This is a genomic window from Roseibium hamelinense (assembly GCF_007830545.1).
Taxonomy (GTDB): Bacteria; Pseudomonadota; Alphaproteobacteria; order Rhizobiales; family Stappiaceae; genus Roseibium; species Roseibium hamelinense.
The window spans coordinates 799649-825651 of record NZ_VLLF01000001.1; the positions used below are offsets into that span (position 1 = coordinate 799649).

Below are 26003 nucleotides of genomic sequence, written 5' to 3' on the forward strand. Positions count from 1 at the left end.
CTATAAGCTATTTGGCTCCGATGTGGGAGCGCCTCAGCTCTCAGGCAAGTTGAGGCGCAAATGCAACTCGCGCAGCTGGGCCGGTGTTGGCTCGTTCGGCGCGCCCATCATCAGGTCTTCGGCCTTCTGGTTCATCGGGAACAGCATGACCTCGCGGATGTTGGCCTCATCGGCCAGCAGCATCACGATCCGGTCGATGCCGGCTGCGCAGCCACCATGGGGCGGCGCACCATACTGGAACGCGTTGACCATGCCGCCGAAGCGCTTGTCGACCTCTTCGGCCGGATACCCGGCGATTTCAAAGGCCTTGTACATGATTTCCGGCTTGTGGTTCCGGATCGCGCCGGACACGAGCTCGTTGCCGTTACAGGTCAGATCGTACTGGTAACCCTTGACCTCAAGCGGGTCGCCCTCGAGCGCTTCCATCCCGCCCTGCGGCATGGAGAAAGGATTGTGCTCGAAATCGATCTCGCCGGTTTCCTCATCCTTTTCGTAAATCGGGAAGTCAACGATCCAGGCGAATTCGAAGCGGTTGAGATCGGTGTGACCAAGCTCGACGCCGATGATGTCGCGGGCCTTGGCCGCAACGCGCTCGAACGCCTTCGGCTTGCCACCGAGGAAGAACGCTGCATCACCCATCTCGAGGCCGAGCTGCTGGCGGATGGCTTCGGTCCGCTCCGGGCCAATGTTCTTAGCCAGCGGCCCGGCCGCTTCCATCGAGCCGTCCTCGGCCTTGCGCCAGAAGATGTATCCCATGCCCGGCAGGCCCTCTTCCTGGGCGAACTTGTTCATCCGGTCGCAGAATTTGCGGGACCCGCCCTTGGGTGCCGGGATGGCGCGGATTTCAGTGCCAGGCTGTTCCAGAAGCTTTGCGAAAATTGCGAAACCGGAGCCTTCGAAATGCTCCGAAACCACCTGCATTTTGATCGGGTTCCGCAAGTCCGGCTTGTCCGAGCCGTACCACAGAGCGGCGTCCCTGTAGGCGATTTGCGGCCAGTCGCGGTTCACCGGACGACCATTGCCGAATTTTTCGAAACACCCGGCAATCACCGGCTCGATCGTGTCGAACACGTCCTGCTGGGTGACGAAGGACATCTCCATGTCGAGCTGATAAAAATCGGTCGGCGAGCGGTCGGCGCGCGGATCTTCATCGCGGAAACACGGCGCGATCTGAAAGTATTTGTCGAAGCCCGAGACCATCAGCAGCTGCTTGAACTGCTGCGGGGCTTGCGGCAAGGCATAAAACTTGCCCGGATGCAGACGGGACGGCACCAGGAAGTCGCGCGCGCCTTCCGGGGAGGATGCGGTAATGATCGGCGTCTGAAATTCGTTGAACCCGATGGACCACATGCGCTCACGCAGATCCTTGACCACCTCGGAGCGCAGAATCATGTTGTTGTGCAGCTTCTCGCGGCGCAAATCGAGATAGCGGTACTTCAGCCGTACCTCTTCCGGGTAGTCCAGTTCGCCAAAGACCGGTAGCGGCAGTTCTTTCGCACTGCCGAGCACTTCCATGTCGCGGATGAAAATCTCGACCTCGCCGGTCGGAATGCCGGAATTGATGGTCTCATCCGTCCGCTTTTTCACTTCACCATCGATGCGAATGCACCACTCGGAACGCACTGTTTCGGCCAAAGCAAAGGCATCACTGTCCGGGTCAACAACGCACTGCGTAATTCCGTAGTGGTCGCGCAGGTCGATGAACAGGAGACCGCCATGGTCACGCACGCGGTGGACCCAGCCTGACAGGCGCGTGTTTTCGCCGACATGGGATGCGCGCAAGTCGCCGCACGTATGACTGCGGAAAGGATGCATTGTGTCCTCGATTTTTTATTCTTGACTGAAAATTGCTTCGGCCTGCACAAGGCAGGCCGGTCGGGGCTGCACAAGCCACGGCACGCGCCGAAAGTCAAGGGAAAGGCTTGGGTCGGGCTGGACCGGCCCGCAAAAAATGCGGCACCGTTAGACAGAGCCAGGACCGATTGAATGAACCAGCAGCGGCAAACAACCGCCTGCCCGTTCAGCCGAAGTGTCCGCTAGCCGTTCATCTGTCGGACATCATCGAAAAAGCGGTTGATTTCCGTGGCAATTGTTTGCGCACCCAGCTCCATGTCTTTGGATGCATCCAGGAACGATCTGGCCGTATCATCAGACAGATTGATTGCCGTTTGAACACTCTGGATGTTGCCGGACAGAACAGACGCGCCATTGGCCACGGTTTGTACGCTGGACGATATTTCGCTGGTGGCTGCCCCCTGCTCCTCAATGGCGGCCGCAATTGACGCTGTCATTTCGTCAAGTTGCCGGACGACTTCCGCAATTGTCTCTATGGAACCGACTGCGCTTGAGGTTGCGCCTTGAATCTCTCCGATTTGCTGGCTGATTTCTTCAGTCGCCTTGGACGTTTGGGTCGCAAGTTCCTTCACTTCCGCCGCGACGACCGCAAATCCCTTGCCTGCCTCACCGGCGCGGGCGGCCTCGATTGTAGCGTTCAGGGCCAAAAGATTTGTTTGTTCGGCAATCGCCTGAATCAATCCGACCACATCCCCGATCTTTTGTGCGCCGCCGGCCAGGCTTTGGACGTCACCTGTCGTCTTTTCCGCGCTGGACCGCGCGTTGTTGGCAATGTCCGACGCGCCGGAGATCTGCTTTGAGATTTCAAGAATCGATGCTGACAGTTCCTCCGTCGCGGAGGCTACCGTTTGGACATTGAGTTGGGATTCTTCTGAAACTGTGGTCGCGGTTTCGGTCTCCGACCGGGCCGATCCGGACACCTCGATCAAGCCGCCTGCATCCGAGGCCATGGTGCGCGCGCCGGATCCAATGGAATCCAGCGGTTGCGCGATAATCTGCTCAAAATTGGAAATGGCCGCGTTCAGAGCCTTCGTCTTGTCCGCCTGCTTTTCGATTAGAACGGCCTGATAGGTGGACACTGCCATATCGAGATCAAACATCACCGCGGTTGTGACATTGGACAGCGCGCGCGCCAGTTTGCCCGGCGAAAACCGGAACTTCTTGATCAAGGCGTCCTGCAGGTGGATCAAAACAAACTTATAGCCGGCAATGTACCACCTCGGCTCCAGGCCAATGCGGCTGTGCACCCGGCCGATTCGGTTGATGCTGTCCACGTAGTCTTGATCAAACCCTTGGGTAAACAGCTTCCGCCAGTGTTTCTTCTGGGCATTTTCGAGACGCGGCTGCTTGTCACCGATCATCCCCGCCATTTCCGGATGCTTGCTCAAATGAGTGTAGAATGCGGTCAAGATACCGTCGACATCCTTTTCAAGGGCCGGCCAAATGGACCGCAGGCCCGCAACAACGATTTCATCAATATCAGCAAATCGCAGCCGTTCATGGACGGCCTCGGAGGCACGGGACATAAAAGAGCACCTTTCAAGCAACTATCTTCCGTATAGTTATTCCCGCCCATTAAATAAAAGTGAATCAAGCCTACTAAAGATTGCCGCACTCGGTGCCACTTAAATAATTCTCAGGCGAGCCAGAGCCAAACACCTCAAATTATTGGGAAATATGACAATAATACGTTTCAACACGTACTCGACAACTGCAACTTTTGCGAACATTTTTTGGGGAAGGTGTTATTTTTCGAAAAACCAGCACACATTCTTTACGCTCCACGTGAAGGATTGCGCTGTATTTGAAGAACATAACAAATCGCGAATACTATCGATAAATCCGGATCAACAATAAGATGCAAACAATTGTAAATATTAACGAGGCAAAAGGTGAGCATAATTGCATTCTGAAATTACTGGATACCATTTTAACGGATCAGTCTGACGATACATCCCTGGAAGACGTTCTCGGTCATGCCTTGGATGTGCTCACCGACCACCCGTGCGGACAAAAGGTCCGAAAGCTCGGTATCTTCATTCGCGACCCTAAAACCGAAGAGCTAAAGCTCACAGTTCAAAAAAGCATCAGCCCAGACTATGGTTCGTCCTGCTGCCTGGAGAGCTGCAGCCTGCCCCTCAGTATCAGCGCCGTATCCAAGCGCAAAACGCGGTTCGGCTCATGCCCAAACTGCTTTACGGACCCCGCGGTTGAAAACTTTGAAACGCAGCACTTTTACAGCATACCGATCATAGCGGAACGGCACATTCTGGGAACGCTGGTTCTGTGTGTCCCGGCAAGCTATTGCTACGGCGCGGCCGACATCGCGATTCTGGAACGCTTTTGCCAGATTCTCGGGTTGCTGATCTTGTCCGCTCAAAGAGCTCTGGAGATTTCAAAGCATTCGCGTTTGCTCGCAACCTCAAATGACAGGCATCGCGAACTTCTGTCGGTCATCGAAGACCATACGATATTTTCCCGCACGGACACGGCGGGACGGATTGTCGATGTTAACGACGCGCTGGTCGAAATCAGCGGCTACAGCCGGGATGAGCTGATCGGTGCGCCACACAGCCTGCTTAATTCCGGGCACCACGACCCACCATTCTGGCACAATTTCTGGCGTACCATCGCGTCCGGCCAGACCTGGCGCGGTGAAATCTGCAACCGGACTAAAACCGGCGAACTCTACTGGGTCGACAGCATTGTGGCGCCCCTGCGAGGGGCAGACAACAAGATCGAAAACTACATCTCGGTCCGGTTCGAGATCACGGAGCGCAAGGCCGCGCAAAAGCGTATTGAGTGCCTTGCCTACTACGACACGCTCACCGGGCTTCCAAATCGTGCTCACACAATCCAGACCATTCAAAAGACCCTGGACGAAAACGGCGCAGGGGAAAGGGTCTTGGCGCTCTACTACTTGGATCTCGACCGGTTCAAAGACATCAATGACAAAAGAGGGCATGCCGCGGGTGATCAGGTCTTGGCAACCGTTGCATCACGCCTGAAGTCCCTTTGCCCCGAAAAAGCGTTCCTTGGCCGGCTGGGCAGCGATGAATTCGCCGTCATCTGCGACGTCGCGACCAGGCAGGAGGCACTGCAAATTTCAGAGCGTTTTCAGACCGTTCTGCAAGATCCGATCCAGGTATCGGGAGAACGGTTTGCCTTGGGGTTGAGCATCGGAATCGCATTTGCACCGTTCCACGCGAGCGACGCGGACAGTTTGTTGAGCCGGGCTGACATGGCGATGTACCAGGCCAAAACCACCGGGGCCGGATCGGTTCTTTATTCCCAGAGCATGGCAGATGCGTTGCTCCGCCGGCAGCTCGTGTCCGACCGACTGAAGCATGCGCTGGACGCAGGTGCATTTTATCTCGCGTTCCAGCCGCAAGTTCATCTTGCGGATGAGAAATTCAGCGGCTGCGAAGTACTGCTGAGGTGGCGCGATGACGAGCTCGGCAACGTCAGCCCGGCAGAATTCATCCCGATCGCGGAAGAGCTTGGCCTGATGGACCGGTTAGGCGTATGGGTGATCTCGGAAACCTGCCGTCATATCATCGATTGGGCAAGCCGCGGCCTGTTTGTCCCCGGCCGGCTTGCCCTCAACATTTCAGCGCAAGAACTCATGTCGCCCAATTATGTCGGCACATTGCAGGAAACGCTTGGCAAATTCGGCTGCGACCCCGGTTCTTTCGAGCTTGAAATCACGGAACATGGCCTGATGCGCGATATTATCGCCGGCAAGGAGACGCTCATTAATCTCGAAGAGCTGGGGTTTCGCATCGCCATTGATGACTTCGGCACCGGGTATTCTTCGCTCTCATATGTGAAGCATTTCGCTGCCAACCAGCTCAAAATCGATCTGTCGTTTGTCCGCGACATGATGATCGACCAGGTAAGCCATGACATAGTTGCGGCGACCGTTGCGATGTCCGAAAAGCTCGGTATGGAAACCGTCGCAGAGGGCGTGGAAACCAAAGAGCAGGCAGATGCCCTCAAAGCGATGAACTGCCCGATTGCCCAGGGCTATTATTACTCAAGACCGTTGGGAGCACAGGAGTTCGAAGAAACCTGGCTGATGGGCGCCAACTCTCCCGCTTGAGCACCAACGCGGCAATGCCGTTGCAAGACCTGGCGCGTCCTGCAACAGATGCCTAAGATCCTTAGACATCAGTCCACAGCCTGCAGCAACGGATGCCACTGATTGCGCATTTCGCTTGACCGGCCATCCTTATAATCAAAAATCCCCGAACCGTTTGCGGCATGTTTTGCGTAGGCAACCCGGTCGGATATGCGGCACAAAACGGGGTATCCTTTTTTGGCAAGCGTCTGTTCCAACTCTGCAATTTGAGTAGAACTCCGGTTGATCCGGTTGGCGATGAGATAGATCTCCGCCTTGCCCTTGCGCACGCGCTTGATATCTGAAATGCCATCGAGAAACTTGACAGTGGCCTGCCAATCGAAGGCCGAGGGCAAGACCGGAACGATGATGTCGGACGCTTCCGCGATCAGGTTTTTCGCCAACTCCGACCGCAACCCTCCCGGTCCGTCAATGACAATCGCATCCAGTTTCTTGTCCTTGTCGCCGATGGCCTCTTCCTTGGTCCAGTTCAAGCTCTCGATCGCCGCCAGATCCGCCGGCCGGCGCTTTGTCCAGGACAAGCTGGACTTCTGCCGGTCGGCATCAGCCAGCGCCACATCCTCGCCCCGGTTGGCCAGCGCGACTGCGAGATTTGTTGCAATCGTTGTTTTGCCGCAACCGCCCTTTGAATTCACGACGAGAATCTTCCGCATGCTGGCCCTCCGCTTGCCCGAGCCCTGTTGGCTTCGGCCTGTTTGTGTGTCCTGCCCGAACATAAGTGCACTATTTGCGCTTTTTCAAGATCCTGTGCCGCGAAAGTTGCCATTTCGTGGCGACAAAGCGGCAGGACTGAGGTATAGCTCTCGATCACCATGGATGTGATTACAACAACAAACGACCTCGCCGCTGCCTGCCAACGTCTTGCCGCCCATGACTACGTCACGGTTGATACAGAATTTTTGCGGGAAAGCACTTTCTGGCCAAAGCTATGTGTCATTCAAATGGCCGGGCCGGATATGGCATTCATTGTCGACGCATTGTCAGAAGGACTGGACCTTGCCCCGTTCTTCGAGCTGATGCGCGACCAGACAACGACGAAGGTTTTTCATGCCGCCCGGCAGGATATCGAGATCGTGTTTCATCTCGGTCATCTGATCCCTGCGCCGCTGTTTGACACACAAGTCGCGGCAATGGTCTGCGGTTTCGGCGATTCGATCTCCTATGACCAGTTGATCTACAAGGTCACTGGCGCCCGAATCGACAAATCCTCCCGTTTTACCGACTGGGCCCGGCGGCCGCTGACTAAGAAACAGCTCGACTACGCGCTCGCCGACGTTACGCATTTGCGCGACGCCTATCAGTTCCTGAAAGCGAATCTGGCCGAACAAAATCGGACGCATTGGGTTCAGGACGAGATGGAGGTGCTGACCTCCGAGGGCACATACCGCACCGAGCCGGCAAATGCCTGGCAGCGTTTGAAAATGCGGGTCCGCAAGCCAATAGAACTGGCGGTCATGATGGAACTGGCCGCTTGGCGCGAACGCGAAGCCCAAAACCGGGATGTGCCGCGCAGCCGTGTCCTCAAGGACGATGCGATATACGAAATTGCGGCACAGCAGCCGAACACGGCCGACAGCCTTGGACGGCTGCGGACCATCCCACGGGGTTTCGAGCGCTCAAAAGCGGCAGATGAAATCCTGAAGGCTGTCAATCGGGCGCTCGACCTTCCGAAAGACGAGCTGCCAAAGCTGCCGAAAGGACGCCCCGCGCCAGACGGTTCGGCAGCTGCTGTGGACCTTCTGAAGGTTCTGTTAAAGCTGGTCAGTGAAGCACATGGCGTTGCCGCCAAGGTGATTGCGACGGTTGACGACCTTGAAAAAATCGCAGCTGATGATCACGCCGACGTGGCCGCATTGAAAGGCTGGCGGCGGGAATTGTTCGGCGAAACGGCTCTCAAGCTGAAACGCGGCGAAGTCGCCCTCGCTTTCCAGAACCGTCAAATCGTAGCTCTTCCACAACACACCGAGCAGGCGCAGGCGGCCGAATAGCCGCCTTTGCCGTTTTTGTCCGCGGTTGCAGCCTCGCAGCTCCTGTCAGATCTTCAAACCCGCTTCAAAAGCCGTGACTACGCGTCTTGCGCAATGCGGATGTCGGCGCTGCTGCCGATGGTCTTGGCCAACTGGTCGAAGCGGCGGCGCAAACGTTCTCCGTCAAAAGCGGCAAGATTTTCAGGAAGTTCCAGCTCGATTCCATCCTTGGTGCTGCGGATTTGCACTTGCGGCAGAATGCCCTCCATGGAGGCGCTGAGCAGTGAGGCCACCCGCAAGGCAGCTCCGAGCACTTTGGCCCTGTACCGCAGCCTGTCTGTGAAAAGCTGCCGGATAACCGGCGAGAGTTTGCCCTCCCCCAATCCCTGATGACGGTAGAACACCGCAGCAGCAAGGTAAGCGCGGCCCGCGTGATCCAGCCCGACAAAGGCGGCGTTGGAGATGATGTTCAGGCTTTGCTCGCCGCGATAATCTGGATGCGCGCGCCAGCCAATGTCCGACAGAAGGCAGGCCGCATGGCGCAAACGGCGCTCATTTTCTGTCTCTTCCATTTCAAGATGTTCAAACAGCTCGTCAGTCCATCCGATGAGCTCTTCTGCATGGCGCGGTGAGCGCGCCCGTAGCTCGGCCAGTTCACGGGCCGCTTCAATCACCGGGTCAGCAGCCTGCATTTCAGGTGCCAGATGTTCATGCAACAATCCCTCCCTGACACCGGTTGCCGAAAACACGACACGGTCCGCATTCATGCTTTGGAGAACGCGTTCCAAAACCACAGCCCCGAAGGGCACAAGCGGGCGGCGCTGCTTGGAGATCCTGTCCGATCCTGCCAAACCCTCAAGATTTGGCACTGCGATCGACCGGCAAAAGGCAATCGCCTCGTCTGCCGGGACTTCATAATTGTGCATCACATGGAGCGGGTATTCTTGCTGTTCCAGATGAAGGCGTCCGAGCGATCGCCACGTTCCGCCAACGGCATAAAAGGTCCGTTCTCCGCGCGCCATGACCGGCCACGTGAACCCGCTGAGTTCTTCGTCGGCAATTTTCTGTGCCTTGGCAATCTTGCCGCCGGACTGTTCCTGCAGCCGCAGCCCCCCAAGGGGAAAGGTCCTGCCCTTTTTTGCTGTCTTGCCTGCGATTTCAACAAGTTCAAGACTGCCACCGCCCATATCGCCGACAATGCCGCGCGGCCGCCAAAATCCCGCGATCACTCCAAGCGCCGAATAATGGGCCTCTTCGCTGCCGTCTAGGATGCGGACAGGTGCCCCGACAACTTCTTCAACTCTTTGAACGAATTCCGCACCGTTGTCCGCGTCGCGGGCCGCGGCGGTTGCGATCACATGAATGGTCTCCACCTTGACGTGATCAATGAGCGCGCGGAAGCGGACCAGCGCCTGCAAGGCAATGTCGACCGAACTGTCCGACAGGCGTCCGGTCGCCGCAATGCCCCGCCCCAGGCCCGCCAGCACTTTCTCGTTGAAGAGCATGGTCGGCGTGCGCGCAACACGTTCATAAACGACCAACCGCACCGAATTCGACCCGATGTCGATCACCGCGATCGGACCGGTTCCATTCAGCCGGCCCCGCGCCGGCTCGAAGTGACTTGTCATGTTATCCCCGTTTCGGGCGCTCCAGGAACGGACGCGGACGGTCGCCTTTTAGCGATTTTCCACGCCCGGACAAGGACGGATTTGTCATGAAATACTGATGCGCATTGAACGGTTCTTCATTGGCCGCCGGAACGATGCGCTCGTGGCTGCCGTCTGGCAAGATCCGCCAGCTCTGCTGATTGTCTTTCAGATTGGCGACCATGATCTGATCGAGCACCTGCTCGTGGATCGTCGGGGTTAGCAGTGGCGCCAGCACTTCCACCCGGCGATCGATGTTGCGCGGCATCAAATCGGCGGACCCAATGAACACATGCGCCTGCGGTGATGGCAGTCCATGGCCGTTGCCGAAACAGAAAATCCGGGAATGTTCCAGAAACCGGCCAACAATCGATTTGACCCGGATATTGTCGGACAAACCGGGAATTCCAGGCCGCAGACAGCAAATTCCGCGGATCACCAGGTCAATCTGAACACCGGCCTGGCTGGCATTGTAGAGCGCGTCGATGATTTCCGGATCGACCAGAGAATTCATTTTCATCCAAATTTGCGCAGGACGTCCGGCAATCGCGTGCTCTATCTCAGCCTGTGTCAGCTCCAGCATGCGCTTGCGCAAGTTGACCGGAGATACGGCCAGATGTGTCAGCTCGGCTGGCTGGGCGTATCCGGTGATGAAATTGAAGACCCGGGCGCAGTCCTTGGCAATTTCCGGATCGTCGGTGAAAAACGACAGATCTTCGTAAATCCGGGCGGTGATCGGATGATAATTGCCGGTTCCAATGTGGCAATAGGTCTTCAGCTCTCCATGTTCGCGCTTGATAACCATGGACAGCTTCGAATGGGTCTTCAGCTCGATGAATCCGAACACCACCTGAACGCCCGCGCGTTCAAGATCGCGCGCCCATTTGATGTTGGCTTCCTCGTCGAAACGCGCTTTCAGCTCGACAAGGGCCGTGACGGACTTGCCGGCTTCAGCCGCTTCGGCCAGCGCCTTAACGATCGGCGAGTTGTTGGAGGTCCGGTATAGTGTCTGCTTGATGGCAACCACATCCGGATCACGCGCTGCCTGGCGCAGATACTGGACAACGACGTCAAACGATTCGTAGGGGTGATGAACGACGATGTCTTTCTGATGGATCGCCGCCAGACAATCGCCGCCGTGCTCGCGGATCCGTTCCGGAAAGCGCGCCGAATACGGTTCAAATTTCAGATCGTCCCGCTCCAGATCGACAATCTGGGACAGGTTGTTCAAAGCTAGAATGCCGTCCGCCAGAAAGATCTCGCTGTCATCCACGTCGAGCGCATCTGCAACAAACTCCCGCAGCGCCGGCGGCGTTGTATCTTGGATTTCAAGGCGGATCACGGAGCCGCGGCGGCGGCGCTTGAGAGCGCTTTCATAAAGCCGGACCAGATCTTCTGCCTCTTCCTCGATTTCGATATCGCTGTCGCGGATCACCCGGAACGAACCTTTTCCGCGGATCTCGTAACCGGGAAACAGGCGGCCAATGAACAGGCCGGCGACTTTTTCAATCGAGATAAACCGGGCAGAACCGTTTTCGCCATCCGGCAACCTTACAAACCGTTCGACCTGACCAGGAATCCGCAACAGCGCGATCATGCCCCGGCCGCCGGAACTCGGCACCAGCTCGAAGACGATCGAAAACCCGAGATTGGGAATAAACGGGAACGGGTGCGCCGGATCGATTGCAAGCGGGGTCAGAACAGGGAAAATGTAGGATAGGAAGTAGTCTTCCAACCAGCTTTTCTCCGCCGAGGTGAGCATTTCACCGTGCAGGATCTCTATGCCGTTTTCCGCCAGCTGGGTGCGCAGGCCACGCCAAATATTTTGCTGGCTCGCCTGCAACTCGGCCACCGCCTCGCCGATCTTTTGCAATTGTTCGGTCGGTGTCAGCCCGTCATCGGAGCGGTTGGTAACCTCGGCGCGCTGCTGTCCGCGCAAACCGGCGACACGCACCATGAAAAACTCGTCGAGATTATTGGCTGAAATCGACAGGAACCGCACCCGCTCCAAAAGCGGATGGTTCGTGTTCATCGATTCTTCCAGAACCCGGTGGTTGAACTGAAGCCAGGACAGCTCCCGGTTCATGAAACGCGCCGGCGAACTCTTGAGATCGTCGGTGGGTTCACCGGCCCCGGTCACGACCGGGTTTGGCGCGGCAGCAGATGCTTCCTTGGCCTTGGACAGATCTACCGTTTCATTCATGCGCTCATCCCCTCGTCAGCTTTGCCGGACCCGCACCTGCGGTAGCATATCAGACCGGTGGACGCCTAGGCGGTGCCACGCCCTTTACAGGCAATTTTTTCAAGGCGCTCGCTGCATGGCTTCCAGAACGCGGCCGACAAGCGGCTTGGTGATCTTGGCGCGCCCTGCCAGGGCCTCCTTGTCGATCGCATCCACGGCTACGATTGCCGCGCCCAGAGACCGCTCCATCCGATTGACCAGATAGTCGACAACACCCAGATCCACTGAAATCTGACGGTCGGCAAACAGCTTGATTAGGACCTGGCGCAGGAGGCCGTCGTCAGGCTCTTGAATTTCAACCGGCGTTGCCGCCCGCAAACGCGACATGAGATCCGGTAGTTTGATGTTCCACGCAGCTGGCCAGGTCCTGCTGGTGATCAGCACCGGCTTTCCGGCCTGGCGCGCGGCATTCAGCAGATGAAACAGGGCGGTCTCATCAACACCCTCATGGGCATCCTCCAGCACGACAGCCGGGCTCACCAAAAGCTCCGGCGCGGAGTGGCTGGCAAGTTCGGTTGCTTTCAGCACCGCTGCGCCCGCATCGCCCTGAAACGCTTCGACGAGATGGGTTTTGCCGGAGCCGACCGGCCCGGCCAGAATGATGACTGGCGACGGCCAATCGGGCCAGCGTTCAAGCAGTTCAAACGCAGCCTGGTTGGATTGTCCAACCAGATAATCGTCTCGCCCGAGCGCTGCTTCATGCGGCAGCACAAGGGGCAACTGGCGCGGAGGTTCCGCCATTTTCCAAGCGCCTACTCTTCGGGGGCCGCCTCCGGTGGACGGGACCCTGTGTACAATGGGCTCGCTAGGTACTGCCTCAAGGCAAAACGCGCAAGCACGCCAATCATCGCCGCTGCGGGAACGGCAATCAACATCCCCACAAATCCAAAGAGATATCCAAAGGCAAACAGCGCAAACATCAGCGTGACGGGATGGAGACCTGTGCTGTCCCCCACCAGTTTCGGCTGCAGGATATTGCCCTCCAGAAACTGCCCGACGCCAAAGACCGCCGCAACCGCCAGGATCATGATCCAATCCGGCCAGAACTGCACTAGCGCAACCCCCAGCGAGACGAGGAAGCCGAGCCCTGCCCCGACGAAGGGAATAAAACTGACCAATCCTGCCCCCATGCCGATCAGCAGTCCGAAATTAAGCCCGACGAGACCAAGGCCGACCGCATAAAACGTGCCCAGGATCAAACAGACAGATACCTGCCCCCGCACGAAACCGGCAACCGCCTGATCCATTTCCTGAGCGAGCCCGCGTAATTCGGTCAAATGATCACGCGGCAGCCAGCTGTCGATCCGGGCAACCATGCGGTCCCAATCCAATAGCAGGTAGAACGCTACCACAGGCGTGATTACAAACAGCGACAGGATCGATAAAAGCGCTTGCCCGCCGCTCCACAAGGATTGCGCCAGTTTGCCGATCCATGAAGCGCCCTGGCCAAGCAGATCGGTAAAAGATGACTGGATATCCTCAACGCTCATGCCGGCCGCGGCTGCTATCCGGTCAATCAGGTCCCGGCTGAGCAGCTCCTGCAGCTGGGCCACCAGATCCGGAAACTTGTCCAGAAAACCCGCCAACTGATTGCCGAGAACCGGGACAATCAAAACAAAAAACAGGATCAGCAGGAAAACGAATGTAAACAGGATCACAAGGGTCGCCCAGACCCGGCTCATGCCAACGGCTTCAAGCCGGTCGCATACCGGATCCAGCAGATAAGCGACCGCCATGCCCGCCACAAACGGCAGCATGACATCGGAAAACACCCACATGAAGGCGATAAAGGCTGCCAGAGACAGCAGCCAGAATTGCACTTGCCGGCGCAAGGTCATGAAGGTCTCCTGGATAACGAACGCTTTGGGCGCAAAACTGCTCCGCACTTAGGAACTTAACACGTGTATGGTCAAGAGCTGCAAAGCTGGGGTCAAGGCGCGTGAAACAAAAGCCATTGCCCCTGCGGTCTTGTTTTGTCACGGTTCTAAGGGTATGCGCGGCACAAAGATTTTTTGAGCATCCAAGACCTTCCGGAGCACCGCATGAGTGAGGACCCCTCGACAGAAACCGGCCAAAACGGCCTGACCTATGCCGATGCAGGGGTCGATATCGATGCGGGCAATGCCCTGGTCAAGAAGATCGCCCCCTTGGTCAAAGCCACCTTGCGGCCTGGCGCGGACAGCGAAATCGGCGGCTTCGGCGGTCTATTCGACCTCAAGGGGGCCGGGTTTACCGATCCGATCCTCGTTGCAGCCAATGACGGTGTTGGCACCAAGCTTAAAATCGCCATCGAAACCGGCCAGCACAAAACGGTCGGCATCGATCTGGTGGCCATGTGCGTCAACGATCTGATCGTGCAGGGCGCAGAGCCGCTGTTCTTTCTGGATTATTTCGCGACCGGTGCGCTCGACGTGGAGACCGCTGCAGATGTGGTCGCCGGCATTGCCGCAGGCTGCCGCGAGGCCGGGGCCGCGCTGATTGGCGGTGAGACCGCTGAAATGCCAGGCATGTATGCGGCGGGCGACTATGATCTGGCGGGTTTTTCGGTCGGTGCCGCCGAACGCGGCAATTTGCTGCCGCGCCCGGATGTTGACGAAGGCGACATGCTTCTGGGCCTCACCTCGTCAGGCGTTCATTCCAACGGCTATTCGATGGTGCGCAAGATCGTCGAACTGTCCGGCCTCGAATGGTCCTCCGACGCGCCATTCGAAACCGGCCGGACACTCGGCGAGAGCCTGATGGAGCCAACGAAGATCTATGTGAGGCCGGTGCTTACGGCACTGAAGACCACATCCGGCATCAAGGCGCTTGCCCATATTACGGGCGGAGGTTTGCCGGAAAACCTGCCGCGGGTTCTGCCAAAGAGCACCTGTGCCCGGATAGACCTTGGCCGGATCACCGTACCGGACGTTTTCAAGTGGCTGGCAAAGACCGGCGGCGTCGCGCAATCGGAAATGCTGCGCACGTTCAACTGTGGCATCGGCATGGTGGTCGTCGTCGACAAGGAGCAGGCCGATGCCGTCTCCGCCGCATTGCGACAGGTCGGCGAAGAGGTGGTAGATCTCGGCCGGATCGAGGCCGCGGGTGAAGCGCCGGTGCTGTTTGACGGCACGCTGGATTTGGGCGCATGAGCACGCGCAAGAAAACAGCGATCCTGATTTCCGGGCGCGGATCGAATATGGGCGCGCTGATTTCTGCCGCCTTGAACAAGGATTACCCAGCTGAAATCGCACTGGTCGTGTCCAATGTTCCAGGTGCAAAGGGGCTGGAGCGCGTGGCCGAGTTCGGCATCAAAACGGCTGTGATCGATCACAAGGCGTTTGCCGGCGACCGCGAGGGTTTTGAAAAGGCGTTGCACGCAGAGCTGCTCGACAACAACATCGAACTGGTTGCTCTTGCCGGGTTCATGCGGCTGCTGACACCGTTTTTCGTAAATGCCTGGTCAGGCCGCCTGATCAACATCCACCCTGCCCTTCTGCCTGCCTTCAAGGGCCTTGCTACCCATGAACGCGCTCTTGAGGAAGGCGTCAAACTGCACGGCGCGACCGTGCATTTCGTCTCCGCGGAAATGGATGACGGCCCGATTATCATTCAAGGTGCCGTTCCGGTTCTTGATACCGACACCGCAGAAACGCTCGGCGCACGGGTCCTCGGCGTAGAACACGCTATCTACCCGAAAGCTCTGGAGCTGGTTGCCTCCGGCAAAGCCAAGATCACCGGCGGCCGGGTCAAATCAGGCGGCAGCGAAAACGACACCGGACAACTTGTCTGGCCCGCGTGAGGCGACCTTAACGGAACATCCGGCGAGAAAATCAACCGGTTGTATGTCTTCAGCATTTTACCCAAGAGCCCTCCTTGCACCTGCACCGATGTTTTGCTGGGGAGTTTTGAATGCCGGACTTCAGGCTAGCCGCCTATACGTTCAACCAATTTGTCGCGCCCTATCAGTCGGACACGATCAAGGGATTCCGGGACGCCGAGCCTCAGGTGTTTCAAACACTTGAGAAGGCTTCCGGTTTTCTTGCCCGTTCGGGATACGAAGGTGAGGACGGCCCGGCGAGCTGGGGCACACAAGTGTTCCCCGCGTGCTGGGAAAACACCAACGGCGATGGCTGGGCGCCATCAACTCTTTCGCTGTGGTCATCGATCGAAGCGCTCATGGCGGCAGTCTATCACGGACCGCACGGCAGCGTTTTGCGCCACGGGAGGGACTGGCACATCCGCGCAGACCACATTCCGGAATATGTTCTTTGGTGGGCACCTGACGGTCACACACCCGACTGGGCGGAGGCGGTTCGCCGTTTTGAGAGCCTGATGGAAAAAGGGCCGCAGCCCGAAGCCTTCTCGTTCAAATCGCCGTTTGATGCCGACGGCCGCGCCTATAAACCGGACATCGCCAGGGTAAAAACCTTGGCGCAAACAAATGCAAAGACCCTGCGGCCGGTTTGAGAACCGCACTTTCCAGGCTCAACTCGCGCGGATCCACACCGCCGTGTCGTGATAGGCGGCGCCGCCATAGGGGGCGACCGGGTCGGCGCCGGTCAGGGTGTTGATGCCGCGCCCGTCCTCAAAGGCCGCGTTCGGCCAGATGCCTTCCGAGATGACCGTGCCGGGGGCGACCGTCTCCAGATGCCGGGCATGCAGGATGACGATGCCGCGCCGGTTGCCCATTTTCACCCGGGCGCCGTCTTTGATGCCGAAACGGTCGGCATCCTCCGGCCGCAGCCAGACTTCCGGACGGCCTTCCTTCTTGCGTGAGCTGTCGGTCTCGTTGAACGAGGAGTTGAGGAAAGACCGTGCCGGGGCCGTCACCAGACGGAACGGATGCTGATCGTCCGCCTGCTCGATCACCTCCCAATGATCGGGCAGCTCCGGCATGGCGTTCCACGGTCCCATCGGCTCGCCCGCCGGTTTGTTCGGCGCGTTTGAGCGGCCCCAGTCGGGCCGGAAGTGGAACTTGCCGTCGGCATGGCCGAAGCCTTTCAGGTAATGCGCGGTCTCGAAGTCCGGTTGCAGATCGATCCACTTGTTGGCTTCCAGCTCTTGCAGGGTGCCGTAGCCGGAGGCCTTGAGCATCCAGTCGATGTGCTCGCGCGCGCTCATCGAAAAGCCCGGATGATCCTTTGCGCCGACACGCCTGGCCAGATCGTTGAGCAGATCAAGGTTTTCGCGCGGACCATCCGGGGCCTGCGTCGCCTTTGGCCCCAGCAGCAGATACTGGTGGCCGCCGCCCTTATAAATGTCGTCATGCTCCAGAAACTGGGTCGCGGGCAGAACGATATCGGCCAGTTCTGCTGTTTCGGTCATGAACTGTTCGTGGACGACGGTGAACAGGTCCTCGCGCGCAAAGCCTTGTTTGACCAGCTCCTGCTCCGGCGCAACCGAGGCCGGGTTGGTGTTCTGGATCAGCATTGCCTTCACCGGAGGACCGCCCAGAAGCGCCGTCTCGTCCCCGGTCAGGATGCGGCCGATCAGGCTCTGATCGAGCGCGCGCGTCTTCAGGTCTTTCAGCTCCGGCGCCTCGATCATCGACTTGTCGAGCTCGTAGATCGCGCCGTTGTTGTGGAACACGCCGCCGCCTTCCTGCGTCCAGCAGCCGAGCACCGCCCCGATGGAGCTGGCCGCGTGCATGGCGACAGCGCCGTTGCGCGAGCGGGTGAAGCCATAGCCAAGGCGGAAATACGTCCGCTTGACCGCGCCGATCAGTCTTGCCGCTTCTTCGATCTGCGCCGCGGCAAGGCCGGTGATCGAGGCCGCCCAATCAGGTGTCCGTGGTGTCAGATGCGCTTCCAGCTCGCGCGGGCAGTCTGTGTACTGGTCGAGATAGTCCCGGTCGGCCAGGCCGTTGCGGAACAGCACATGCATGATCGCGCAGGCGAGCGCGGCATCGGTACCCGGCTTGATGATCAGGCCGAGATCGGCCTGTTTCATCGTCTCGGTCTCGTAGACATCAACAACGATGATCCTCGCGCCGCGCTTCTTGCGGGCGGCGATCGCGTGGGTCATCACGTTGACCTGCGTCGCCACAGGATTGGTGCCCCAGATCACGATCTGATCGGAGACGGCCATTTCGCGCGGGTCGGGCCCGGCAAGCTTGCCCGTTCCGGCCACATAGCCGGTCCAGGCCATGTTGGTGCAAAAGCTGTCGAATTGCAGGGAGTAGCCCTTGGCATGGCGGAACCGGTGGATGCTGTCGCGCTGCACAAGGCCCATGGTCCCGGCGTAGTGGTAGGGCCAGACGCTCTCGGCTCCGAATTCCGCTTCTGCGGCGAGAAACTTCCCTGCAATCAGGTCCAGAGCGGCGTCCCAGGAGATTTCCTCGAACCGGCCCTCTCCCTTGTTGCCGGTCCGGCGCAGGGGCTTGAGCAGCCGGTCTGGGTGGTAGAGCCGTTCCGCATAGCGGGCAACCTTGGCGCAGATCACTCCGGCCGTATAGGCATTGCCGCGCGCCCCGCGCACCCGCCCGATCCGGCCATCCGCAAGCACCTCGACATCCAGCGCGCAGGTCGAAGGGCAATCGTGCGGACAGGCGGAAAAGGCGGACTTGGGTTGATGTTGTGTCATCTTGCGGGCGCGGGCTCTTGTCAAAGGGATCAGGCGCGGCAAAGTCGGGGGCAATGGCGCAGCTGTCAAGCCGCGCAAGTGTTGCGGGGACAATTCTGTTGAGGCCGGTTCAGGCTTAATCAGGTCCCGGGACCTGTCAGTTTCCGCTGCAGGGACCGCCTCCGCTGCGCTGCCGCCCCTGGCCCCGGCCCGGTGGCGGCGGGCGGTGACCGGACCCGAACACACCCGGCTGCGGCCGGTGCTGGACCTTGATGACGTCTGCCTGCCCGAACTCCTGTCCGCTGGCATGGTCTGTTGCAGTGCCATCTGCCCCCGTGTCCGCCCGGCGCTTCAGCGCGGCGAAGGAGCGGTCGGGAGATCCCGTCCAGCACCTTGGAATGAAGGGGAAACTGTCGGTCAGCACATAGTGATAGGTGCCCTGCGGGTATTCCGGGGTTACGGCAAACCGGCCATTGCACTGATCCAGATCTCCGGCGCCGGCCACATAGGCCCAGTCCTGGGTGAACTTGCCGTTGTAGGTCCCGCCGGGCCCGCTGGAGCCGCTGGGGCGGGCGCCGTTTTTCAGGCGGTAGCTGTTGGTGAGTTTCTTCAATCCCGACGCGCCTTCCGGATTGCTATATCCGTAGGGTCCATAGATCGGAAACCCGTCGGCAGCATATCCGAGAAGGGCCGGGGTCCGGGTTCCGCCTTCGGAGGCCATCAGCCCGGTGGGAATGCCGTGATAGTGGTAGGTGCCGTCCGGCTGGACATGGGCGTTGTACTTGTCCAGACCCAGATTGCAGGCCCCGCCCATGGCCTCATAGTTCCACCCGGATCGGCGGTTGTTCTGCCAGAACTCGGCGGTTCCAGGCTCCATGACCACGCCGTTGAGCGCAATGCCGAACACCTTGCCGTTCGCGCTCGTCGCGCCGTTGGCCTTGCGCGGATTGGCGGGGACTTTCAAAGTGTAGTTCTTCTTCTGGATCGCATGCGGATTGCCCCTGTTCGGAAACGTTCCGGGCGCCTTGTAGGGATATCCGTCGGCCCTGATGTAGCGGTAGGCCCCGTCAACGGTGAAGGACGCTGCCGCCTCCGCTTCGGGCACCGCGATTTCCATCAGCTGTTCAAGCGCGCTTTCGGGCTCTACAGGCTGCTCTCCGGCAATCGGTCCATGGGTGCCGTGGGCAACGGCAGGGCCGGATGCAAGGATACAATAAATGGCAAGGCTCTTGCGCATGATCGGCTGCCTCCTGAGCTGTTGGGTCGGACAGGACCAATGTGCGTCCGCAGCACCTCAAAACCAAGCGCGAACCTGTACCAAGGTGTCGCCAAATGTAACGGGCGCGGTCAGGACATGAGTGGCCCCGGATCAAGCCCGGGGCAGCTCTTCTCCGCTTGCTCCGTCGTCCTCGGGCTTGACCCGAGGACCCATTCCGATCCGTTTCCATCCGGCACTAAGCTGCCTGCGGCCCGGCCACGGCTTGGATTGCCCGGTCAGGCCGGGCAATGACGGCGGGAGATATGGCACGGCTTCTGCGCTTGCTCCGTCGTCCTCGGGCTCGACCCGGGGAACCCATTCCGTTCCGTTTCCATTCGGCACTAAGCTGTCTGCGGCCCGGCCACGGCTTGGATTGCCCGGTCGGGCCGGGCAATGACGACGGGATATGTTGCAAGGGAAGCGAGGGGGCGTCTGCAGCTACCGAAGCTGGTCATCCCCGCCGCCGTGCGGGGATCCATTGGCCTTTAGGACGGGTGACACGGTGTGCGGTTCCTGATCCCCGTCACTGCCCAAATCGCCGCCTAGCGTTTGCCGCAAGCTGAATTGGATCCCCGCACATGTCCGCTTCGCGGGGCGGGGATGACGACCGAAAGAGCAGCGGTGGCCCCGGATCAGGCGCGGGGCGGCGCAGGGGGGGCGGCGAGGTGTTCCGAACGCAAAAAGGGCCGGCCGCGGTTGGCGGCCAGCCCTTTCAAACCCGATCAGCTTGGAAAAATTAGCCGACCAGTTCGGTGCCGGAGAACCAGAAGGCGATTTCTTCTGCAGCCGTTTCCGGAGCATCGGAGCCGTGAACGGAGTTTTCGCCGATGGACAGGGCGAATTCCTTGCGGATGGTGCCTTCGGCAGCGTCGGCCGGGTTGGTGGCGCCCATCACTTCACGGTTCTTGGCGATGGCGTCTTCGCCTTCAAGAACCTGAACGACGGTCGGGCCGGAAGACATGAACTCGGTCAGTTCGCCGAAGAACGGACGCTCTTTGTGGACGGCGTAAAAGGCTTCTGCTTCGCGCAGGGACATCCACACGCGCTTGGAGGCAACGACGCGCAGGCCGGCGTCTTCGAATTTCTTGGTGATGGCGCCGGTCAGGTTGCGCTTGGTGGCGTCCGGCTTGATCATCGAAAAGGTGCGTTCAATCGCCATGGAGCTCAGTCTTTCTAAGGTTGACAGGGCCACCTCACATGCGGAGTGCCGCCGCGCTGTGGCCTGGGGAAACATGCCGGGATGGCAGTGTGTTCGAAAATCGCGGCTTCTATAACTTCGCAGCCTTGCCCCTGCAAGGGTCTCGGCCCAACAAACCGGGCAACAGGCGGCTTCCTTGTCAAAAATCGCGGGAATTAACGAAATTTATGCGATTGGATTACGATTTGACTCATCTTTTCATGAAAGGCTTTCCTCTGAGGGAGCCGATCGATGAAATCCATCATCCGCATGATGTGCGACTACAACGCCTGGGCCAACCGGCGCCTTCTGGATGATTGCACAAAAGTCAGTCAGAGCGGCTTTGGAAAGTTCATTTCCGGCGAGACCGGCTCGTTGTGCGAGGTCCTGTCACGCGGGCTCCAAATCGATCAATCCTGGCTGGCCCGGCTGGTCGACGAAAACGCGCCGTCGCTGATCAATGCCAGACATCCGATCCGGGAGTTTTCCGAATACCGCTATCACCGGATGACCGCCGATGACCGCCTGGTTGCCTATGCGCACGACGTCACAGAAGCTCAGCTCGTGCGCCCGCTTCGTCATTTCAACAATACGGACTGCGGCGATGTCAGCATGCCCGCAGCCCTCGCTTTGTTTTATCTGTTTCAGCAACAGACCCACTACCGGGCGCAGGCGCAGGTTGCCCTGTCGCTGTTGGATGTGGCCTGCGCAGATCTCGACATGATGATTTTTCAGCGGCTAAGCGGCCTGGCCAGCATCGAGCCCTCCATGGGATCCAACGTGCACAAGCTGCCGATAGCTACCCGGATTTTTGCCTGTTAAAGGTCTGGAGACTCTCCCTCTTTATAGTCTTCGGCTTCGGCGGTATCGTGGCCGCCTTGGGACCAGCCAGAAAGCTGTAAAGCTGTGTGAGGGAGTATCTGGCAGTGATGGGCAATAGCACGTTCCGCTTCTTGTTGCTCGCCCTGCTGGCACTTCCGGTGCTGCAGGCCAGCGCGCCCGCCTCCAGCCGTGCGTTCGTGGCCGAAAACATCGCCCCTCCTGTTGCGCTTCATGTTTCCCAAGAGCTGCAAGGCCTGGATGCCGAGCTGGAGCGCCTCAAGCATGAAGATTTGCAGGAACTTCTCGATTTCGTGGCCGGGAACACGCTTTTCACGCTGTATCACGAAGCCGGGCACATGCTGATTTCCGAGCTGGAGCTTCCGGTCCTGGGTCAGGAAGAAGACGCCGTCGACAATCTGGCAACGGTCACCATGCTGGGCGCCGACACCGAAGACATGGACCTGCTGTTGTCTCATGCCATGATCGGCTGGTTTTTAATTGCCTCCGAAAACTACGAGGATCTGGTTTTTTATTCCGAGCATGATCTGGACCAGCAGCGCGGCTATCAGATGCTGTGCCTGATGGTGGGCGCCGACGAGGCCGCCTTTGCGGACCTTGCGCGGGATCTGGAGCTGCCGGAAGAGCGGCTCGAAACCTGTGGCTTCGATTACGAGCAAAGCGCAGATTCGTGGGAGATCGTCACAGCCCCCTATTTGCGCGAGGACGGAGAGCGCGGCAACCGGATCCGGGTCCGGCATGGGCCGCCCGGCCCTGGGCAAGCCTCCATGGCGCTGTTCCTGAAAGAAAGCGAGCTCATGGAAATCGTCGCAGAAGAGCTCGATGACCTTTACAAGCTTCCAGAACAGGTCACGTTCAAGGCCGAAGTCTGCGGCGAGGAAAACGCTTTTTGGGATCCGTCCCAGCGGGAAATGACACTATGCTATGAGTTGATGACCGGCTTTGCGGATATCTATCTGGATCTGCTGACACTTCGAAACTAAGGCACCGCTCTTTTTGGCGGGCATAGGCACCGCATGGGAGTTTCTGCCATTTTGAACTGGTCTCACATCAAGGACAAATTGCGGCCTCTGCTCACCGCGCGCGGACTGATAACTGTTCCCGGCGCCATGGCTCTGGCGATCTGGGCCCTCGCCGTTCCAACGCTCGCGATTGACGATCTTTTGGGCCAGAGCGTTCACGTTCTGCCGGTATTCGGCGCAGATCTGAATTATGACACCACCGTGGCCGTCCTGAGCACGATTGCAGCGGCGGCCATCACGACCCTCAGCCTTGTTTATTCAATTGTTCTGGTGGTGTTCACTTTGGCAGCGGGCACCATCGCCCCGCGGCTTCTAAAACGGTTCTCCAACGACCGCACCAACCAGGCAACAGCTGGCCTTCTCGGCGGTACGTTTCTTTATGCCCTGACCGTACTTGCGGCTATACGGCCCGACGATCTGCCGGCCCTGTCAGGATCCATCGCGTTTGTGCTCGCCGTTTTGTCCGTGTTGCAATTGATTTTCTTTGTCCATTCAGTCTCGCTGAGCGTGATGATCGACGAGGAAATTGCAGCAATCAGCAGGACCCTCAATGCCAAAATGCAGGTTGTGATCAGGGTCGACGAAGAAAAAGAGCACGCCCATGCGCCCATGCCTGACCGCTGCGAGCATGTGTTCAACGCCCCAAGGTCGGGATTTTTGTCCGTGGTCGCGGCTGACTCACTTGTGGCGTTTGCAGCGAAGAATGACCTTGCAATCGATTTTTGCTCGGCTCCCGGAGACTTCGTTGCCAAAGGAGAACCGCTGTTCAACTACGCGGCAAACGAGGGGGACGGAGCACTCGTTGAGACTGAAAAGCTTTCAGAAATTGTCGAAGACGCTGTCAGTCTTACCGCCGGACGCGAGGACGCGAAGGACATTATCTTTTCATTGAACCTGCTTTTGGAAATTGCCTTGCGCGCACTGTCGCCGGGGGTCAACGACACCTACACGGCCATCAGCTGCACCAATCGTCTTGCCGAAGCGTTGCAAGCCCCTGTCCGTGCGGGGCTTCAGGAGAACATCCATTTCGACGAGACGGAAAAGCCGCGTTTGCGGATACCAGGCCTGACCCTCGAGGATCTGTTGAAAAAATCGATCCAGCCCCTGCGCCAATGCGCGGCGGACAACCATTTGTTTTTGCTGTCCCTTGCAGGCATGATCCGCCGTCTTCACGCAGTCGCCGGCAATAGCCGGTCGAAAGACATGCTGACGGGCCATGCGGAGGATATTTTGCGCGCCTACCGAGCGACCGAGCCGCTGCCCACGGATCTTGAGGATCTGAAAGCCGCTTTCGGCCCGGCATATTCCGAAGCAGGCGGTGCCGAAGCGGACGGGCAACACAACAGTTGAGCTTGACCACCGGCGCAGGGTTTGCTCTTGCGCTTCTTTGGCGCCTGCGCCATTGATCCGGCCATGTTGCAGATTTCCGACCTTACATACCGCATTGGCGGCCGCCTTCTGATCGACAAGGCCAGCGTCACGCTGCCGGCAAAATCAAAGGCAGGCCTTGTCGGGCGCAATGGCGCCGGCAAATCCACCCTGTTTAAGCTGATCACCGGCGAGATTTCCTCCGAAACCGGCACAGCACAGATCCCAAAGAATGCCCGTATCGGGCAAGTGGCCCAGGAAGCACCGGGAACCGAAGACAGCCTGCTCGACACTGTTTTGGCCGCCGACACCGAGCGCGCACGTCTGCTTGCCGAAGCGGAAACCGAAACCGATCCGACGCGGATTGCCGATATCCACACGCGGCTGGTTGATATCGATGCCCATACCGCGGAGGCGCGCGCGGGCGCGATCCTCTCCGGCCTCGGGTTCGATGCGGAGGCGCAACAACGCCCCTGCTCCGCCTTTTCAGGTGGTTGGCGCATGCGGGTTGCTCTAGCCGCAGTGCTGTTTTCCGAGCCCGATTTGCTGCTGCTCGACGAACCGACCAACTATCTTGATCTGGAAGGAACGCTCTGGCTCGAGAATTACGTAGCGCGCTATCCGCATCAGGTGCTTCTGATTTCCCACGACCGGGACCTGCTCAACAAGGCGGTCGACAGTATCGTGCATCTGGATCAAGGCAAGCTGACCTACTATTCCGGCGGCTATGACAGCTTTGACCGCCAGCGCCGCGAGGCTATGGTCCTGCAGCAAAAAGCGAAGGAAAAGCAGGACGCCCAACGGGCGCATATGCAGAAATTCGTCGACAGGTTCCGTTACAAGGCCAGCAAGGCCCGTCAGGCCCAGGCCCGTCTGAAAATGCTCGAAAAGATGGAGCCGATTGCCGCCCTGACCGAGGAAAGCGGCCGGCCGATCCACTTCCCGAACCCGGAAGGGCGATTGTCCCCGCCGATCATCAAACTGGAGCGGGTTGCGACCGGCTACGACGGCAAGCCGATCCTGCGCAACCTGACGCTCAACATCGACACCGATGACCGGATTGCGCTTTTGGGGGCGAACGGCAACGGCAAGTCAACCTTTGCCAAGCTGATTTCCGACCGCCTTGGTGCCCTGGACGGCGAGATCACAAAGGCATCCAAGCTGAAGATTGCATTTTTTGCGCAGCACCAGCTGGACGAATTGCGACCCGCTGAAAATCCGGTCGATCATGTGCGCAGCCTCATGCCGGACGCACCGGAAGCAAAAGTCCGTGCCCGCGTAGCCCGGTTCGGGCTGCCGACCGACCGGATGAACACCCCCGCCAAAGATCTGTCCGGCGGTGAAAAAGCCCGGCTTTTGCTCGGCCTTGCCACCTTTGACGGACCTCATCTGCTGATCCTCGACGAGCCGACCAACCACCTGGACATCGACAGCCGGGAGGCGCTGGTTCAGGCTCTGAACGAGTTTGAAGGCGCAGTCGTCCTCATCAGCCACGACCGGCATCTTGTGGAGGCCTGTGCCGATACGCTGTGGCTGGTCGCGGACGGCAAGGTCGAAGCCTATGACGGCGACATGGAGGACTATCGGCGGCTGATTCTTAAAGGGCCGGATGCCCGCAGGCCGGCAAAGACAGACGCCGTTCCGGATGCGCGCCCGTCGCAGGAAAAGCGCAAGGAAGCGGCCCAGAAACGGACACAGCTCAAGCCTTTGAAACAGAAAATCGACGCTTCGGAGAAGGAGATGAAGCGGCTTCAGGAGAAGATCGAAAAGCTTGACGAAGCCTTGTCAGACCCGAGTTTCTTCCAGAACGAGCCGGAGCGCGCGGCAAAATTCGCCAAGGAACGCGCTTATTGCGAAAAGAAGCTGATCAAAACGGAAGAAGAATGGCTCGAACTGTCAGCGGAGTTTGAAGAGGCGGGGTGAAGGGAAACACCCGATCGTATCG

The 26003-nt window shown here is 58.9% G+C and carries 19 protein-coding genes; 9 read left to right on the forward strand and 10 right to left on the reverse strand.

Going from position 1 to position 26003, the window contains the following annotated elements; translation table 11 throughout:
* Positions 1-33: 33 nt before the first annotated feature.
* Positions 34-1815 (reverse strand): aspartate--tRNA ligase, encoded by a 1782-nt coding sequence (gene aspS / locus JM93_RS03755; protein ID WP_145340694.1) that lies wholly within the window; start codon positions 1813-1815, stop codon positions 34-36.
* Between the two features lie 221 nt (positions 1816-2036).
* Positions 2037-3380, reverse strand: a complete 1344-nt coding sequence (locus JM93_RS03760) for a globin-coupled sensor protein (RefSeq protein ID WP_145340695.1) — start codon at positions 3378-3380, stop codon at positions 2037-2039.
* Between the two features lie 332 nt (positions 3381-3712).
* On the opposite strand from JM93_RS03760, the gene JM93_RS03765 reads away from it, so the two are divergent.
* A complete protein-coding gene (locus JM93_RS03765; protein WP_145340696.1) occupies positions 3713-5956 on the forward strand; it encodes a bifunctional diguanylate cyclase/phosphodiesterase in 2244 nt (747 codons plus the stop codon).
* Between the two features lie 68 nt (positions 5957-6024).
* Here the strand turns inward: JM93_RS03765 and JM93_RS03770 are convergent, their stop codons facing one another.
* Positions 6025-6648 carry a ParA family protein gene (locus JM93_RS03770; protein ID WP_145340697.1) on the reverse strand — a complete coding sequence of 208 codons (624 nt, stop codon included), beginning with the start codon at positions 6646-6648 and terminating at the stop codon, positions 6025-6027.
* A 159-nt stretch (positions 6649-6807) separates the two neighbouring features.
* On the opposite strand from JM93_RS03770, the gene rnd reads away from it, so the two are divergent.
* Positions 6808-7983 (forward strand): ribonuclease D, encoded by a 1176-nt coding sequence (rnd, locus tag JM93_RS03775; protein ID WP_145340698.1) that lies wholly within the window; start codon positions 6808-6810, stop codon positions 7981-7983.
* Positions 7984-8060: 77 nt separating this feature from the next.
* Here rnd and JM93_RS03780 read toward each other — a convergent pair whose 3' ends face one another.
* From JM93_RS03780 to JM93_RS03795, 4 genes are all read right to left on the reverse strand, one after another.
* Positions 8061-9590 carry a Ppx/GppA phosphatase family protein gene (locus JM93_RS03780; RefSeq protein WP_145340699.1) on the reverse strand — a complete coding sequence of 510 codons (1530 nt, stop codon included), beginning with the start codon at positions 9588-9590 and terminating at the stop codon, positions 8061-8063.
* Between the two features lies 1 nt (position 9591).
* Entirely contained in the window at positions 9592-11811 is a 2220-nt protein-coding gene (locus tag JM93_RS03785) for an RNA degradosome polyphosphate kinase (RefSeq protein ID WP_145340700.1), read from the reverse strand.
* A 99-nt stretch (positions 11812-11910) separates the two neighbouring features.
* A complete protein-coding gene (locus JM93_RS03790) occupies positions 11911-12591 on the reverse strand; it encodes an HdaA/DnaA family protein (protein ID WP_145340701.1) in 681 nt (226 codons plus the stop codon).
* 11 nt (positions 12592-12602) lie between these two features.
* Entirely contained in the window at positions 12603-13688 is a 1086-nt protein-coding gene (locus JM93_RS03795; protein ID WP_145340702.1) for an AI-2E family transporter, read from the reverse strand.
* A gap of 204 nt (positions 13689-13892) precedes the next feature.
* Between JM93_RS03795 and purM the strand changes: the two genes are divergently transcribed.
* The 3 genes from purM (at position 13893) to JM93_RS03810 (ending at position 16299) form a co-directional block, all read left to right on the forward strand.
* A complete protein-coding gene (gene purM / locus JM93_RS03800) occupies positions 13893-14981 on the forward strand; it encodes a phosphoribosylformylglycinamidine cyclo-ligase (RefSeq protein ID WP_145340703.1) in 1089 nt (362 codons plus the stop codon).
* Positions 14978-15631 carry a phosphoribosylglycinamide formyltransferase gene (gene purN, locus JM93_RS03805; protein ID WP_145340704.1) on the forward strand — a complete coding sequence of 218 codons (654 nt, stop codon included), beginning with the start codon at positions 14978-14980 and terminating at the stop codon, positions 15629-15631. Before purM ends, purN begins: the two co-directional genes overlap by 4 nt.
* Positions 15632-15741: 110 nt before the next feature.
* A complete protein-coding gene (locus JM93_RS03810; protein ID WP_145340705.1) occupies positions 15742-16299 on the forward strand; it encodes a DUF3291 domain-containing protein in 558 nt (185 codons plus the stop codon).
* A gap of 18 nt (positions 16300-16317) precedes the next feature.
* Here the strand turns inward: JM93_RS03810 and JM93_RS03815 are convergent, their stop codons facing one another.
* The 3 genes from JM93_RS03815 to ndk form a co-directional block, all read right to left on the reverse strand.
* Positions 16318-18414, reverse strand: a complete 2097-nt coding sequence (locus tag JM93_RS03815; RefSeq protein ID WP_145340706.1) for a molybdopterin-containing oxidoreductase family protein — start codon at positions 18412-18414, stop codon at positions 16318-16320.
* Between the two features lie 136 nt (positions 18415-18550).
* Complete coding sequence (locus JM93_RS03820; protein WP_145340707.1) at positions 18551-19630, reverse strand: YHYH protein; 1080 nt, start codon at positions 19628-19630, stop codon at positions 18551-18553.
* Positions 19631-20387: 757 nt separating this feature from the next.
* Positions 20388-20810: a nucleoside-diphosphate kinase gene (gene ndk, locus JM93_RS03825; protein WP_145340708.1), complete on the reverse strand. Its 423-nt coding sequence runs from the start codon at positions 20808-20810 to the stop codon at positions 20388-20390.
* Between the two features lie 270 nt (positions 20811-21080).
* Between ndk and JM93_RS03830 the strand changes: the two genes are divergently transcribed.
* From JM93_RS03830 to abc-f, 4 genes are all read left to right on the forward strand, one after another.
* Positions 21081-21650, forward strand: coding sequence for a DinB family protein (locus tag JM93_RS03830; RefSeq protein WP_145340709.1), 570 nt, complete (start codon positions 21081-21083; stop codon positions 21648-21650).
* 107 nt (positions 21651-21757) lie between these two features.
* Entirely contained in the window at positions 21758-22651 is an 894-nt protein-coding gene (locus JM93_RS03835) for a DUF4344 domain-containing metallopeptidase (RefSeq protein WP_145340710.1), read from the forward strand.
* Between the two features lie 51 nt (positions 22652-22702).
* Positions 22703-24040, forward strand: a complete 1338-nt coding sequence (locus tag JM93_RS03840) for a DUF2254 domain-containing protein (RefSeq protein ID WP_170230497.1) — start codon at positions 22703-22705, stop codon at positions 24038-24040.
* A gap of 63 nt (positions 24041-24103) precedes the next feature.
* Entirely contained in the window at positions 24104-25981 is a 1878-nt protein-coding gene (abc-f, locus tag JM93_RS03845; protein ID WP_145340712.1) for a ribosomal protection-like ABC-F family protein, read from the forward strand.
* Positions 25982-26003: the final 22 nt, after the last annotated feature.